Source organism: Aeromonas sp. FDAARGOS 1405 (assembly GCF_019048265.1).
Taxonomy (GTDB): Bacteria; Pseudomonadota; Gammaproteobacteria; order Enterobacterales; family Aeromonadaceae; genus Aeromonas; species Aeromonas veronii_A.
This window is the reverse complement of record NZ_CP077311.1, coordinates 1,777,115-1,791,123: the sequence shown is the minus strand read 5'-3', so window position 1 is coordinate 1,791,123 and position 14,009 is coordinate 1,777,115. Positions and strand designations below refer to the sequence as shown.

Here is a 14,009-nt window from a genome sequence, read left to right as displayed (position 1 = left end):
AGACGGCCCCGCATCTGCGGGGCCGTTTCATTTTCTACGGGTCGGTTCGCAACGGCTCGCCGTCAGCCGTGATAGTCGGCGGGATCGATCTCGAGCAGTTTGAGCCGCCGCCAGAGGGTGGTGCGACTGATGCCCAGATGCAGGGCCATCTGGCTCACCTGCCCCTTGCAAGCATGGGCGCAGCGCAAGATGGCTTGCCGCTCCAGCTCCGCCAGCGTGAGCAGCGGTTGCCCCACTACCTCGTCTGCCACCTGCTGATAGCCGTGCCGAATGGCGGCAGGCAGCGCCTCGGGCGGGATCGGCCCCTGACCGGCGTGAAGCAGCGCATGCTCGATGGCACTGCGCAGCTCCCCCAGATTGCCGGGCCAGGGGTAGGCGAGCAGGCAATCGAGGGCCGCCGGGCTGAACTGGCGTACCGGCTCGCGCCCCTGCGCCGCCAACTGCTGGCTGATCAGGCCCGGCAGATCCGCCGTGCGCTCCCGCAATCCCGGCAGCCAGAGCTCGCACGCCTGCAAGGCATAGAGCAGCTGACGACCAAACAGCCCCTCCTGCACCAGCTGCTCCAGCGGGGCGCTGCTGGTGGCAATGATCCGCACCTTGAGCGGCAGGATACGGGCCGAATCGAAGCGCTGGATGCGGCCGGTCTTGAGCAGTTGCAGCAGCGCCGCCTGCATGGGGGCAGAGAGACACTCCACCTGCTCCAGCACGAGCGTGCCGCCGTGGGCCAGCTCGAACTTGCCCGCCCGCTCCTGCCCCGCCTCGTCGGAACCCATCAGCTCCAGCGCCATCCGCTCGCTCGGCAGCGCCTGACAGTTGAGGGTAATGAGCGACCCGGCAGCCCGCTCGCTGCCAAAGTGGATCGCCTCCGCCAGCTGGGCCTTGCCCACCTCCTCCTCGCCGCGCAGCAGGATCGGCCCCTGACTCTGGGCCGCCTGCCGGGCGTAGCGCAGCAGCTTGCGCATGGCGCTCGATTCCCCCACCAGCGCCGACAGCTCGGGCACCGTCTGGCGCAGCTGGTGAATGGCCCGCAGCCGATCGACCGGGTGCAGCAGGGCGATAAAGCTGACCCCCTCCGGCCCCGGCAGCGGCTTGAGGCTCACCAGCGCATTGATAAACTCCCCCTCCTGAGCGCCGAGTCGCTCCAGCGTCACCTCCACATGACTCAGTGGCGTCTGCCCCTTGATGGCCAGCTGCAACCGCTGGGGCAGCAACAGGTGCTGCTCCAGCGGCTGGCCAAGACAGAGCGCCGGATCGAGCCGCAGCCGGTGTGCCGCCAGCGCGTTGAGGTAGCGCAGCCGACCCTGCGGGTCCCAGGCCAGCACGCCGTCATCCATACCATCGAGCAGGGCGTAAAGCTCGCTCAGGTGGTGCTGGGACTCCTGCATCAGGGTATCCATCTGCAGCAGATGGGCCAGCTCGCGCCCGGCGCCGACGGTGAGCGCCAGATCGCCCGCGCTCGCCTCCTCCACCTTGCAGATCAAAGCGATGATGGCGACCTGACGGCCATTGCTGTTGTAGACCGGACTGGCGCAGCTGTGCCAGGGGTGGAGGGTCTGGTTGAAGTGCTGGGGGCCGCTGACGCAGAGCGGTACCCCCTCCAGCGCAGCCAGATTGATGGCATTGGTGCCGATGCGCCCCTCGCTGAAGAAGGCACCGGGGCCAAATCCCAGCGCCGCCATCTCGCGCAGGGTGTCGGGGTGGCCGGTCTGGGCCAGCAGGCAGCCGCTCTCGTCGGTGAGCAGCAGGGCGCAGGGGCGCCCCTCCATAAATTCGTAGAGATCTTCGAGGGCCATCTCGCCGGTGGTGAGCAGGTCCCGCTTGCGCTGACGCAGGCTCTGCAAGGTCTGCCCCTTGGCGCTGTGGGGCGGATGCCAGAGGGTGGCACTGGTCTGGTGGGCGCAGCGCAGCCAGGATGCCTGCAGATAGTCAGGCCAGGCGAGCAGCGGCTGAAGGTCAGATGGCATGGTCACAGCAATATCCGGCAAGATGTGAGCCGACCATTTAACCACGCCAGCGCCCCCGATTCAGTGACCTGCCTCAGACGGTAGCAACGTTTAAAGACACCAGGTTGCCGCTAAGCGGCACGTACACTCCTGACTGCCCGCAGCACGCTCTGGCGCCCCTGCCAGTAGCCCTGCAGATAACCGGACTCCAGCTTGGATGGATCTCGGGTAAAACGGGAGACCGGAAAACCGGCCGGTGGTGCGATCACCTCGATCTCGCAATCGGCGGGTGGCGTCTCAATAAAATCGAGAGCCCGGTTATAGGCCACATCCCGTACCAGCATCGCCTGCGCCAGCGCTGGTTGAGTTTTCAGCAAGGCTTTGACCATCCAGCAGAAACGGGCCGGCTTCTTGCGATAGCCGCGGGGTTCAGAGAGCACCACCGTCATCCGCCGCGCCCCGCGCCGATAAGCCTCGATCACCGGGATTGAGTCACTGATACCGCCATCCGCCATGAGACGGCCATCGACACAGGGGGTCTCGTGCTGCACCACCGGCAGGGCGCAGGTAGCTGTCAGCACTTCATCCATATTGTCGGGGTGCACAGGCAGGTAGACAGCCGCGCCAGTCGCCACCTCGGTGGTCACCGCATAGAAGGGAATACGACAGGCGGAGAAAGTGTCCAGGTCGAGGGGAAAGCGGTAGCGGCTAGTACGCCAGAGCCAGCTGACATCCACCAAATCCCCCCCCTTGACGAAGCGCAGCGGGTCGAGAAAGTCGCTGCTGCAAGCCAGTTCGGTGATGATGTGATGGCTGCGGCGCGGCTGCTCGCTCAGGTAAGAGACCAGATTGGTCGCGCCGGCCGAGACCCCCATGACGAAATCGAACGGGTAGTGGTGACTTTCCACGAAGGCATCTAGCACGCCGCTGGCGAAGATGCCGCGCATGGCGCCCCCTTCGACAATGAGTGCGCTGGTAGCAGAAGAGAACATGTGAAGGCTCCGTCAGCGGTAAAAAATTCGGGGCATACCCCGATCGGTGATGGACGCCTTCATGCTGGGCACCAAGACGCCTGCTGGACGGATAGGACAACTGGAGTGCGCCGATACCGTCAAGCGACTACCAGTATATGCAGCGAACAAACCTGCAAAAAATGAATTAAAATAATAAAAAACATTCCATTTAGGCATGATTTTTACTGTAAAAAGGCCAGCCGCAGGGCTGGCCGTGCGCTCAACTCACTCAGGGCAAACCGGGGCCGAAACGCCCCATCACCGGATCGTAGTGATAGGCGTCGTAATCAAAGTCGATCCCCTTGAGCAGGGGGTTGGGCAGCTCGAACAGCTTGCGCTCGTGGAGCCTGGCCCGCTCAAGGGAGGGTTTGAAGTGGTGCAGCCAGAGCCGCTGCAGCGAACCATCCTGCCACGCCAGTTTGAGCCCGGTCTGAATGCGCCGGATCCCCGCCTGATTCCCCTTGAAGGTGTAGAAGAGATGGAGGAAGGGGTAGTGCAAGGCGATACGCTGCTCCACGATGAGGCCGGCCACATCACGGTGCTGCTCCAGCTCGGCGAAGAGCTCGTTGGCGCCGCGGCAAAAGAGGTCGGCCCGCCCACGTGCCACCAGCTTGAACAGCCGCTCGTAGCCGTCCACCTCCTGCACTTGCAAACCGGCCGCCCGCAGAATGGCAACATCCTGCCAACCACGCCCCTGCACGTTCTGGTACTGCTTGAGCTGATCGAAGCGGGTCACGCTGGCAATCGTCTTCGCTTGCTGCGGACTGACAAAGCAGATGCGATAGCCGAGGATGCCGAGCTCCACCGGGAAGCGGACATAGTCGAGGGCCTCGCCGCTAGCGGGCTGTGGTGTATCGACGGCAAACAGATTGGGATAGAGATTGGTTTGCAGCACCTGTCGCAGCTGGATCCGGTTCATCGGCGGCGCCACCCGCAGCTCGTAGTCACCGAAGCTGTCGCGGGTCTTCTCCAGCGCGAGTTGCAACAGGTCGCGAAAATAGAGGGTACGCAAGTCCCGGTCGCTCTCCGGGCTGATGTGGGTAAAAACGTTGCTCGCCCGTAGGGGACTGGCAAGGAGGGAAAGACTGCACAGCAGCAAGCAGGAAGCGAGGCGATGAAAGGTCATACTGCTCATCCCGGAAATACAGGCTCACTAGAGTGTAGCGCCGGGACGAGCCGCCTTCTAAAGGGAAGTCCGGCCTACCAGAACAGCTGGCCCAGCAGGGGCGCCAGCAGCACGGTCACCATGCCGGCGATCATCATCACCATACTGGAGACCACTCCCTCCTCATTACCCATCTGATAAGCCCTGGCAGTACCGGCACCGTGGGCCGAGGCGCCAAAACCCGCCCCCTTGCCGAGGCGACTGCGAATGGCCAGCACGGTCAGCACGCTCTCCCCCACCGCCATACCAATCACCCCGGTCAGCACCACAAACAGCGCGGTGAGATCGCTCTGACCGCCGATGGCGCGGGTCGCCTCCACCGCAAATGGCGTGGTGATGGAACGCATCGCCAGACTGCGTTGCAACATGTCAGAGAGATCCAGCCAGCGGGCCAGCAGCACGGTACTCCCCACCGCCATGATGACCGAGGCGACCACCCCCACCGACAGCGATAGCCAGTGGCGGCGAATGAGCTGGCGGTTCTCGTAGACCGGCACGGCGAAGGCAACGGTGGCTGGGCCCAGCAGCCAGAGCAGCCAGTGGGATTCCGCCATGTAATCCTGATAGGGGATGTGGAACAGCAGCACCACGGCCACCAGCAGGGTCGGCGCCAGCAGCAGCGGCATCAGCGGCAGGATGCGCTTTTTGCCGTAGAGCCATTTGCTGGCGTAGTAGAAGAGCAGGGTAAGAGCGAAGCAGATCAGCCCGAGCAGGGTATCAGACATGACGGCGACTCCGGCGGGCCAGTTTCAGTTCGAGGCGGTAGACCCGGTCCACCACCAGCGCCGTGGTGCCGAGCACTAGCGTGGTGCTCACCAGCAGCACCACCATGATGCGCCACCCCTCTTGCAGCAGCAGATCCTGATAGTTGACCACCGCCACCACGGCGGGCACGAAGAAGAGCAGCATCTCGGCCAGCAGCCAGCGAGCCCCCGCGCTGAACCACTCGGCCTTGACCACCCCGAGCAGGATGCAGACCAGCAGCAACAGCATGCCGGTGAGGTTGGCAGGCAGCGGCAGATGGAGGGTACGCACCGCGGTATCGGCCAGCAGCCAGATGGCTGCCAGCAACACAATCTGGAAGGGAGTCTGTAACCAGCGCAAGCAGAGGGCTTTCATGATCATCGTCTTTCTGTGAACCGGCTCACAGTATAGAGTTGAGCAAAACCTGCCAGAAATGAATTAAAATTATCGAATTCATGCCACATAGGCATACTTAATCCCGTAACCGCCAACACGAGTCGAGAGAGTCCATGGATATTCGCGCCCTGCGCTATTTTGTCGAACTGGTACGGGAAAAAAGCTTCACCCGCGCCTCTGAAAAGCTGTTCGTCACCCAGCCCACCATCAGCAAGATGATCCGCAATATCGAGGAGGAGCTGGGCCAACCCCTGCTCAACCGGGAAGGGCGCCGCTTCACCCTGACCGACAGCGGCCAGGTGCTGTTCAACCGTGCCCAGACCATCTTGGCTGAGATGCAACAGCTGGAGGCCGAACTGGCGGATCTGCAGAGCCTGCAACATGGTCGCCTCACCCTCGGCATTCCCCCCATGGTGGGTCACGTCTATGCGGCTCTGATCCGCGCCTACCGCACCCGCTATCCCAAGGTGGAGCTGACCCTGGTGGAGTACGGCGGCCGTCGCATCGAACAGGCGGTGCTGGAGGGGGAGCTGGATCTCGCCATCACCATGCTGCCGACCAAAGAGGGGGGCGCCCTCAGCGCGCTGGAGCTGGATCAATACCCGATCCGGGTAGTGCTGCCTGATCAACCCCGCTGGCATGGCGAGACGCCGCTGCGGCTGGAGTCCCTGCAGGAGGAGCCCTTCCTGCTCTATACCCAGGCGTTTACCCTGAGCGAGCGGTTGGAGCAGGCATGTCAGGAGGCGGGCTTTGTGCCGCAGGTGGCGGCGCGCAGCAGCCAGTGGGATTTTCTCACCGCCATGGTACGCAGCGGCATGGGGGTCGCCTTCTTGCCGGAGCCGGTCTGCCACCGGCTGACCCCGGATGGTCTGGTGCTGCGGCCGCTGGAGCCCGAATTGAGCTGGCGACTCGGGGTGATCTGGCCGAGCGAGCGCTATCTGTCGCGCACCGCCGAGGCTTGGTTGGCCCTCTGCCGCCAGCGGCAGGCACCTCAGTAATCGCCGAAGCGATCGGTCTGCGGATTGTAGAAGTAGGGGCGGTAATCGAAGCTGATCCCGTCGAGGAAGGGATTATCCAGTCGCAACATTCGGCGCTGGGAGAACTTGGCAAAGGCGATGGCCGGGCCAAAGCTCTTGCGCCACAGCGCCTGTAGCGAGCCATCCTGCCACGCCAGCTGCAACCCCCGTTCGACCCGCTGCAGCGCCTCGCGATTGTTGGGATTGGTGTAGAAGACCCGAGGCAGCGGGTAGTAGATCAACAGCGCATCGTCCACCAACAGATCCGTCATCTCCTTGTGGGTCAGCTGCTCGCTGCGCAGCTCGCTCACCCCGCGGCAGAAGAGATCGAAGCGGCCCCGCGCCACCATTTTGAACAGCTTCTCGTACCCCTCCACTTCCACCACCTCCATCCCGGCGTAACGCAGGATATCCACATCCAGCCACCCCTTGCCCTGACCGAAGGTGAACTGGCGCAGCCCCTTGAGGTCGGTCACTTTGCTCACCGCCGCCTTTTGCTGCGGGCTCACAAAACAGATGCGGTAGCTGACGATCCCCAGATGGATGGGAAAACGGACATAGGCGAGCCCCAGATCCTCGCGGGTGCTGCTGTAGCTGTCCATCACAAAGAGGTTGGGGTAGCTGTCGAGCTGCATGCTGAGCCGCTCACGCGCCTTGGTCATGGGCGGTGCAGGCTCCAGCAGATAGTCGCCAAACTGGTCGCGGGTCTTGTCGAGGGCGAGCCGCAGCAGCTCCCGATCATAAGTGGTGCGCGGATCCCGCTCGCTCTCCGGGCTGATATAGGTAAACCGGGTGGCCGCCTGCCCGGTCAGCGACAACATGCAGAACAGAGCGGCAGCCAGCAGATGCAGGGGTGACATAAACCGCGCCTTGGCTGAAGGGGTACTTTCAGTGTAGCCCCTGAGCGTGGCTGCTCGGCCCTGCCACCACCCGCGCTCTCCTCCCCTTTTCGGCCAGTTGCATCCATCAGCCTACTCCCCCACCGGAGGCGTGCTTCTGAGCGAGGTGGCATAACGCTGATAGGCAGCAGAGTCGCGCACCTGCTCGATGGCATCCCATACCTGCCGCCTGATAGAAGCGGTGAGAGAAGACCAGATAGTAGGGCTTCTCCACCAGCACCGGCGACAGCCGCTCGATGCGAGCCTGCAACGCGGGATGGGCCGCCAGAATGCTGTCGGCCACCTCGGTCTGGATGGCGGTCGCCTGCGCCCGATCCATCACCAGCTTTTTCAACATGATCAGCGGGTCACGGCTGGAGTCATCCACCTCGGCTCCCGCAGCCTGCAACAAGTCGACGATGGAAAATCCGGACTGGGCCGCAACCACGCCATTGACCCAGAGGGTGGTGCCATCCCACTGGCTCTTGCCCCCCTTGAGCTGGTAGAGGCTGTAGCTCTCGGTCAGCAGCCGCTTGGCAGGGTCGGGTTTGCCCTCACGCATGGGATAGACCCCCACTGTGGTCGCCCGCTCGACGCTATAGCTCATCTTGATGGCCGCATCCATCTGGCCACTGCTCACCTGAGAGAGGCAGCGTTTCCACGGTAGCGGCGTCAGCACGATCTCGGCATCAAGAGCGGTAGCAACCGCCTTGAGGTGATATTGCACAACCCCCTCCCCCGATTGCAGCAGCCAGGGGTAGGAATCACTGTTTTCAAAGCAGGTACGCAGCGTAAAGGCTGGGGTCGCACTGCCGGTGGCGGGCAGCAGCAACGCAATAAAGAGCAGATAGCGGGCAGATACGCGCATGGGCCATATCCTTGGCGGCATTGATCTCTCCCTTACTCTATCAGAGCCTGCGCACCTGATAACTCGGCTCAGGGCAGTGAACCGAAATCATCCGCCAGCGGGTTGTAAAGATAGGGACGATAGTCAAAACCGCCCTTGGGTAACTGCGGATTGCCGAGCCGGAAAATCTGGCGAGCACCCAGATTGGCAAACACCAGCGAGGGTTGGAAGTGATGGCGCCAGAGCCGCTTGAGCGAACCATCCTGCCAGGCCAGTTGCAGACCGCGCGCAAGGCGCTCGCGCTCCTGAACGTAGCGGGCATTGCTGTAGAACACGTGGATCAGCGGATAGAAAATGGCCAGATGGCGATCGACCGTCAAACCGGCCACCTTGCCCTGATGAGATTGCAACTCCGGCAGGATCTCGTTGGCCCCACGGCAGAAGAGGTCGATGCGCCCCCGCGCCACCATACGAAAGAGCGACTCGTAGTTATCCACCTCATGCACAGTCAGCCCTCCATGGCGCAGGATCACCGCATCCTGCCAGCCGGTGCCCACCCCTTGAGTGAAGTGGCGCAACTGATCCAGGGTGTTCACCCGCGCCAGCTCGGCAGCACGATCCGAGCCGACGAAACAGACCCGATAGCCGAGGATCCCCAAATCGATCGGGAACGGGATCGATATCACCTGATCCGCGCCCCCCTCCCCCTGATAAGGCCAGCTGTCGACAATAAACAGGGCGTTTTTGCCCTGCTCCTGTACCTCGATCCGCATCCGTGCCTTGTTCATCGGCAGGGAGTCCAGCAACTCATAGTCGCCATATTCGGGGCGAGTTTTCTCCAGCGCCAGCTGCATCACCTCACGGTAATAACGCATCCGCATATCCTGACTGTTTTCAGGACTGAGCAGGGTAAAACGGGTGGCAGCCAGCAAGGCAGAGGGGAAGAATAAACAGAGGTAAACGAGGTAAAGCAACAGAAGTCGGTACATCATGGCTGAACTCATACAACGGGGTTCACCCAGTATAGACTGGCATACTCCCCCTTGAGCACTGGGCAGTACCGGCTTGCGCGCCCGATCACAAGCGGAGGAAATCCGGGCCGCTACAGGCCCGGAGAGCAGGTTAATACCGTGCCCGGCACTACTCTTCGCCAATGGGCGCGGCGATCCACTTCATCAGCGTCAGCATATCCTGCGGTGCTACCCCCACCGAGAGGCCGCGCTTGCCACCGCTCACCAGGATCTCGTCAAACTGCAGCGCCGACTCGTCGAGCACAGTGGGCAACAATTTCTTCTGGGCCAGCGGGCTGATGCCACCCACCTTGTAACCGGTCAGCTTCTCCGCTTCCGCCGGTTTCATCATCTCCACCTTCTTGAGACCGGTCGCCTTGGCCAGCTGCTTCAGGCTGCACATGCCGGATGAGGGAACGATGGCCACCACCGCCTGCTTGTCGTGATGAGCAACCAGGGTCTTGAACACCTGCGCCTCCGGCAGCCCGAGCTGGGTCGCGGCATGCTTGCCAAAATCGTCGTGGGCTTCGCACTCGTAGGGGTAGAGCTTGTGGGGGATCTTGAGCTTCTTCAGCAAGTTGATGGCAGGAGTCATGATGGGTGCCTTGAATCGAATCGCATAAAAACAAGGCCAAACAGTCTGCGCCTGCGTGGCGAGGGATGCAAGCCGGAGGGGAAATCTGTACCCATCACCGGTAATGCGTAGAGAGCAATGAACAAGGTGAATTGTGCCGCTTGCCGAATTAAACACAGAACGAGACTAGGCAAAGAGCATTTTCGAGCGGTGCAAGGCGTGCCCCCAACGAAATACAGCCAAAAACAAAGGGCGCCTTATCGGCGCCCTTTGGCTTGATGGATATTGCTGAAGCCTGCTGGCTTGAGCTGGCTATCAACCGGTGTTGCGCATACCTGCTGCAATACCGGCGATGGTGACCATCAGCGCCTTGTCCAGCTCGGGGTGCAGGGTCTCCGGGTGGTTGCGGGAGCGGTTGAGCAGCTCGGCCTGCAGCACGTTGAGCGGGTCTGTGTAGGGGTTGCGCAGCTTGATGGACTCCTTGATCCAGGGCTGATCCTCCAGCAGATCCCCGCGCGGGCTCAGTTTCAGCACCACCTCGATGGATTCGGCGAGCTCCTGACGCAACTGTTTGCCAAGGCCCCACAGCTCCTGCGGCACCAGACGGGTGTCGTAGTACTCGGCGAGCCAGACGTCCGCTTTGAGGAACACCATCTCCAGCATCTCAAGACGAGTGCGGAAGAAGGGCCACTGGGCGCTCATCTCTTCCAGCACGGCCAGCTTGCCGCCGTCGATGGCCTGTTGCAGCGCCTTGTGGGCACCGAGCCAGGCCGGCAGCATCAGCCGGTTCTGGGTCCAGGCGAAGATCCACGGAATGGCGCGCAGGCTCTCGACGCCGCCGTTGGGCTTGCGCTTGGAGGGACGGGAGCCGAGCGGCAGCTTGCCGAGCTCCATCTCCGGGGTGGCGGCACGGAAGTAAGGGACGAAGTCTGGATGACCGCGCACGATACTGCGGTAGTGATCGCAGGAGTCGGCGGCCAGCTGTTCCATCACCTCGCGCCAGCACTCTTTCGGCTTGGGCGGTGGCAGCAGGTTCCCTTCCAGCACGGCGCTGGTGTAGAGCTCCAGACTCTTGATCGCCACTTTCGGCAGACCGAACTTGAAGCGGATCATCTCCCCCTGTTCGGTGGTACGCAGACCGCCGCGCAGGGATCCCGGCGGCTGGGAGAGGATGGCTTGATGGGCAGGCGCACCACCACGACCGACGGTACCGCCACGGCCATGGAACAGGGTGAGGCGGATGTTGTTGGCTTCGGCCAGCCCCACCAGGGATTCCATGGCGGCGTACTGGGCCCAGCCAGCGGCCATCATGCCCGCATCCTTGGCAGAGTCGGAGTAACCGATCATCACGTACTGACGGCCCTGAATGTAGCCGCGATACCAGTCCACCGAGAGCAGACGCTCCATCACGGCGGTGCCTGCCATCAGGTCATCCTGGGTTTCAAACAGCGGGGCGACCGGCATGCGGAACTTGCAGCCTGCCTCTTTGAGCAGCAGTTGCACCGACAGCACATCGGACGGCGCTCCGGCCATGGAGATGATGTAGATACCGAACGCATCGGGGTCGTGCTGGGCGATGACCTGACAGGTATCCAGCGTCTCGCGCACCTCAGCGCTCGGCTCCCAGTCGTGGGGAATGAGCGGGCGACGAGAGTTCAGTTCGTTGAGCAGGAAGGCCTGCTTGTCATCTTCGCTCCACTCGGCGTAGTCACCCAGACCCAGATAGCGGGTCAGCTCGGAGAAGACCAGCCCGTGACGCTCGCCATCCTGACGGATATCGAGCTTGACCAGATGAATGCCGAAACAGGCGACCTTGCGCAGCACATCCAGCAGCATGCCATCGGCGATGTTGCCCATGCCGCAGGCGTGCAGTGAGTGGTAGCAGAGCTCCAGCGGCTCGCGCAGCTGGGCGGTGGTCTTGACCAGATCCTGGCTCTCGCTCGCCTGACCCTGCACCTTGGCAGTGAGGTACTCCTTGGTCTCGCGCAGCGCTTCACGCAGCTCGCGCACCAGCGCACGGTAGGGCTCGGGGTGATCGCCAACGCGAGCGCGCACGGCGTCGGTACAGTCGGACATGGAGAGCTCGGAGGTGAGCTCCTTGATGTCTTTGTAGAACAGGCTCACCGCCATCCAGCGGCCCAGCTCCAGCACTTCGGCAGTCACCTTGGCGGTGACGAAGGGGTTGCCGTCACGGTCACCGCCCATCCAGGAGGTGAACTTGACCGGCGCGGCATCCAGCGGCAGCCGCACACCCAGATGGTGTTGCAGACGCTCGTCCAGATTGCGCATGAATTCTGGGATGGCAGGCCACAGGCTGTTCTCCACCACGGCGAAGCCCCACTTGGCCTCGTCGACCGGAGTCGGGCGCTGTTCGCGGATCTCGTTGGTGTGCCACGCCTGATTGATCAGCTGCTCGATGCGATTGAGGATCTTGTCCCGCTCGCGGGGCAGCAGGTCGGAGAGCTCCAGCGCCTCAAGGCAGTCGTTGAGCTGCACGTGCTTGTGGATCAGGGTGCGGCGGGTCACCTCGGTGGGGTGAGCGGTCAGCACCAGATCGATATCCAGCTCGCGCACGGCCTGAATGATGGCCTCTTGCGACAGGTTGGACGCTTTCAGTTTGTCGAACATCTGCTCCAGCGGGTCTGGGGTGCAGACCTGCTCTTCGCAGCGACGGGAGATGGTGTGGAACTGTTCCGCCACGTTGGCCAGATTGAGGAACTGGCTGAAGGCGCGGGCCACCGGCAGCAGTTCATCATCGCTCAGGGTGCGCAGGGTATCGAGCAGACGTTCCCGGTCTGATTCATTGCCCTTGCGGGAGGACTTGGCCAATTGGCGAATGGTTTCGATCTTGTCGAGAAAGGCCTGACCCTGATGATCCTTGATGGATTTACCCAGCAGCTGACCCAGCATACCTACGTTGGCGCGTAGTGCGGCGTACTTTTCGTTCATTCCACATCCTTATCTTGTTGGTGCCTGACACCCATCCGGGGTGCTAGACGACCTCACTTATTGTTGTGCGATTACAACATATGCTCCGTCATCTTAGGGTGACAATCTACCCAGATTGTCTGCGCAAGGTCAAATAACAGGCCGATTCAGAACATGTATTTCCATCACCACTCCACAACCGGCTTGTTATGTAACTTACTTACAGTTCTTACGCCCCTTTCACCGCCGCCGCTACAGGCAAAAACGTCTGATCAGGTGTTGCAACACCGAGGTGGTCGGCTTGACGAAGGAGAGGTCAAGATACTCATCCGGCTGGTGCGCCTGGGTGATATGGCCGGGGCCCATGACGATGGTCTCGCAGCCAAGCTGCTGGATAAACGGCGCCTCGGTGCAGTAGTTGACCGACTCGGCGGCGCGACCGCTCGCCTTCTCAGCTTCGCGCACCAGCACAGAGTCGTCGGCGCAGGCGTAGGCGGGAATGGGTTCATGCAGATGTTGCAGATGCAGACAGCCCGGCTGGTGGATCTCGATGGGCGACAGTGCCTCTTTGAGCATCCCCATCAGCTCATCCGGCCCCACCTGCGGGGTGGGTCGCAGGTCGATATGCAGCTCGCAACAGCCGCAGATGCGGTTCGGGCTGTCGCCCCCCTGAATGTAACCCAGGTTCAGGGTCGGCTGCGGCACGGCAAAGCGGTGGTCGGCGTAGCGATCTTTCAGATCCTGCTGCAAGCGCAGCACCTGCCCCATCGCCTTGTGCATGATCTCCATGGCGTTGACGCCGTTGGCGGGATCCGAGCTGTGACCGCTCTTGCCGGTAATGCGGATCGCCTCCGACATATGCCCCTTATGGGCAACCACCGGCACCAGTCCGGTCGGTTCGCCAATCACGGCGTAGTCGGGTTTGAGCTCCGCCGCCGCGGCGATGGCGCGAGCCCCCGCCATGGTGGTCTCTTCGTCGGCGGTAGCGAGGATACGCAGCGGCTTGGTCAGCTTGGTGAGGTCAATATCTTTCAGCGCCTCGACGATAAAGGCGAAGAAGCCCTTCATATCGATGGTACCGAGACCATAGAGACGGTTGCCCTCTTCGGTCACCTTGAAGGGATCCTTGCTCCACCCCCCCTCATCGAACGGCACCGTATCGGTGTGACCCGCCAGCAGCAGACCGCCTTCCCCCTGACCGATCGTCGCCACCAGATTGAACTTGCCCGGCAGGTCGGGGAGCGCCGTTACCTCGCACTGAAAACCGAGCTGACCGAACCAGTCGGCCAGCAACCGGATCACCGCCTCGTTGCTCTGATCCCACTTGGGATCCGTGCTGCTGATAGAGGGAATCGCAATAATATTCTTATAAAGTGAAAAAAAATCCAGATTGGCCATCAGCTCCTCCTTGCGTCCCCGGAATGTTTCTGTTAGAAAATACAAATGCAAAGTGAGTGCATGAATATTCTGTAGTTTTACCTGAATATCTGGCTCA

At 62.0% G+C, this 14,009-nt stretch carries 12 protein-coding genes; 1 reads left to right on the top strand and 11 read right to left on the bottom strand.

All coding sequences use genetic code 11. From position 1 onward, the window contains the following. Positions 1 to 62: 62 nt before the first annotated feature. The 5 genes from dhaR to I6L35_RS08470 all read right to left on the bottom strand — a co-directional run bounded on the left by dhaR (position 63) and on the right by I6L35_RS08470 (position 5,240). Positions 63 to 1,964 (bottom strand): dihydroxyacetone kinase operon transcriptional regulator DhaR, encoded by a 1,902-nt coding sequence (gene dhaR / locus I6L35_RS08490; RefSeq protein ID WP_216980014.1) that lies wholly within the window; start codon positions 1,962 to 1,964, stop codon positions 63 to 65. Positions 1,965 to 2,074: 110 nt separating this feature from the next. After that, positions 2,075 to 2,935 (bottom strand): patatin family protein, encoded by an 861-nt coding sequence (locus I6L35_RS08485; protein ID WP_216980013.1) that lies wholly within the window; start codon positions 2,933 to 2,935, stop codon positions 2,075 to 2,077. Between the two features lie 250 nt (positions 2,936 to 3,185). Beyond that, entirely contained in the window at positions 3,186 to 4,082 is an 897-nt protein-coding gene (locus tag I6L35_RS08480; protein WP_216980012.1) for a hypothetical protein, read from the bottom strand. A 74-nt stretch (positions 4,083 to 4,156) separates the two neighbouring features. Beyond that, positions 4,157 to 4,846 carry an LrgB family protein gene (locus I6L35_RS08475; protein WP_042081343.1) on the bottom strand — a complete coding sequence of 230 codons (690 nt, stop codon included), beginning with the start codon at positions 4,844 to 4,846 and terminating at the stop codon, positions 4,157 to 4,159. Beyond that, on the bottom strand, positions 4,839 to 5,240 hold the full coding sequence (locus tag I6L35_RS08470; RefSeq protein ID WP_113740422.1) for a CidA/LrgA family protein: 402 nt from the start codon (positions 5,238 to 5,240) through the stop codon (positions 4,839 to 4,841). The genes I6L35_RS08475 and I6L35_RS08470 overlap by 8 nt, the downstream gene beginning before the upstream one ends. 134 nt (positions 5,241 to 5,374) lie before the next feature. Here I6L35_RS08470 and I6L35_RS08465 point away from each other — a divergent pair, with 134 nt between their 5' ends. After that, positions 5,375 to 6,259, top strand: coding sequence for a LysR family transcriptional regulator (locus I6L35_RS08465; RefSeq protein WP_216980011.1), 885 nt, complete (start codon positions 5,375 to 5,377; stop codon positions 6,257 to 6,259). Here I6L35_RS08465 and I6L35_RS08460 read toward each other — a convergent pair. The 6 genes from I6L35_RS08460 to argE form a co-directional block, all read right to left on the bottom strand. Further along, positions 6,253 to 7,137 carry a transporter substrate-binding domain-containing protein gene (locus I6L35_RS08460; protein WP_216980010.1) on the bottom strand — a complete coding sequence of 295 codons (885 nt, stop codon included), beginning with the start codon at positions 7,135 to 7,137 and terminating at the stop codon, positions 6,253 to 6,255. The two genes, I6L35_RS08465 and I6L35_RS08460, sit on opposite strands and share 7 nt — an antisense overlap. A gap of 106 nt (positions 7,138 to 7,243) precedes the next feature. Next, on the bottom strand, positions 7,244 to 8,023 hold the full coding sequence (locus I6L35_RS08455) for an ABC transporter substrate-binding protein (protein ID WP_254204545.1): 780 nt from the start codon (positions 8,021 to 8,023) through the stop codon (positions 7,244 to 7,246). Between the two features lie 68 nt (positions 8,024 to 8,091). Continuing rightward, positions 8,092 to 8,994: a hypothetical protein gene (locus tag I6L35_RS08450; protein WP_216980009.1), complete on the bottom strand. Its 903-nt coding sequence runs from the start codon at positions 8,992 to 8,994 to the stop codon at positions 8,092 to 8,094. Between the two features lie 148 nt (positions 8,995 to 9,142). Further along, complete coding sequence (gene ybaK / locus I6L35_RS08445) at positions 9,143 to 9,607, bottom strand: Cys-tRNA(Pro) deacylase (RefSeq protein WP_005336092.1); 465 nt, start codon at positions 9,605 to 9,607, stop codon at positions 9,143 to 9,145. A 294-nt stretch (positions 9,608 to 9,901) separates the two neighbouring features. Continuing rightward, the gene (gene ppc, locus I6L35_RS08440; RefSeq protein ID WP_064339285.1) at positions 9,902 to 12,535 is read right to left on the bottom strand and encodes a phosphoenolpyruvate carboxylase; all 2,634 of its coding nucleotides are present in this window, start codon (positions 12,533 to 12,535) and stop codon (positions 9,902 to 9,904) included. A 231-nt stretch (positions 12,536 to 12,766) separates the two neighbouring features. Next, the gene (gene argE, locus I6L35_RS08435) at positions 12,767 to 13,912 is read right to left on the bottom strand and encodes an acetylornithine deacetylase (protein ID WP_075115852.1); all 1,146 of its coding nucleotides are present in this window, start codon (positions 13,910 to 13,912) and stop codon (positions 12,767 to 12,769) included. Positions 13,913 to 14,009 lie beyond the last annotated feature (97 nt).

Excerpts from the sequence above, each read along its gene's own strand:
- dhaR (WP_216980014.1), bottom strand. The coding sequence starts at position 1,964 with ATGCCATCTGACCTTCAGCCGCTGCTCGCCTGGCCTGACTATCTGCAG.
- I6L35_RS08485 (WP_216980013.1), bottom strand. The coding sequence starts at position 2,935 with ATGTTCTCTTCTGCTACCAGCGCACTCATTGTCGAAGGGGGCGCCATG.
- I6L35_RS08480 (WP_216980012.1), bottom strand. The coding sequence starts at position 4,082 with ATGACCTTTCATCGCCTCGCTTCCTGCTTGCTGCTGTGCAGTCTTTCC.
- I6L35_RS08475 (WP_042081343.1), bottom strand. The coding sequence starts at position 4,846 with ATGTCTGATACCCTGCTCGGGCTGATCTGCTTCGCTCTTACCCTGCTC.
- I6L35_RS08470 (WP_113740422.1), bottom strand. The coding sequence starts at position 5,240 with ATGAAAGCCCTCTGCTTGCGCTGGTTACAGACTCCCTTCCAGATTGTG.
- I6L35_RS08465 (WP_216980011.1), top strand. The coding sequence starts at position 5,375 with ATGGATATTCGCGCCCTGCGCTATTTTGTCGAACTGGTACGGGAAAAA.
- I6L35_RS08460 (WP_216980010.1), bottom strand. The coding sequence starts at position 7,137 with ATGTCACCCCTGCATCTGCTGGCTGCCGCTCTGTTCTGCATGTTGTCG.
- I6L35_RS08455 (WP_254204545.1), bottom strand. The coding sequence starts at position 8,023 with ATGCGCGTATCTGCCCGCTATCTGCTCTTTATTGCGTTGCTGCTGCCC.
- I6L35_RS08450 (WP_216980009.1), bottom strand. The coding sequence starts at position 8,994 with ATGATGTACCGACTTCTGTTGCTTTACCTCGTTTACCTCTGTTTATTC.
- ybaK (WP_005336092.1), bottom strand. The coding sequence starts at position 9,607 with ATGACTCCTGCCATCAACTTGCTGAAGAAGCTCAAGATCCCCCACAAG.
- ppc (WP_064339285.1), bottom strand. The coding sequence starts at position 12,535 with ATGAACGAAAAGTACGCCGCACTACGCGCCAACGTAGGTATGCTGGGT.
- argE (WP_075115852.1), bottom strand. The coding sequence starts at position 13,912 with ATGGCCAATCTGGATTTTTTTTCACTTTATAAGAATATTATTGCGATT.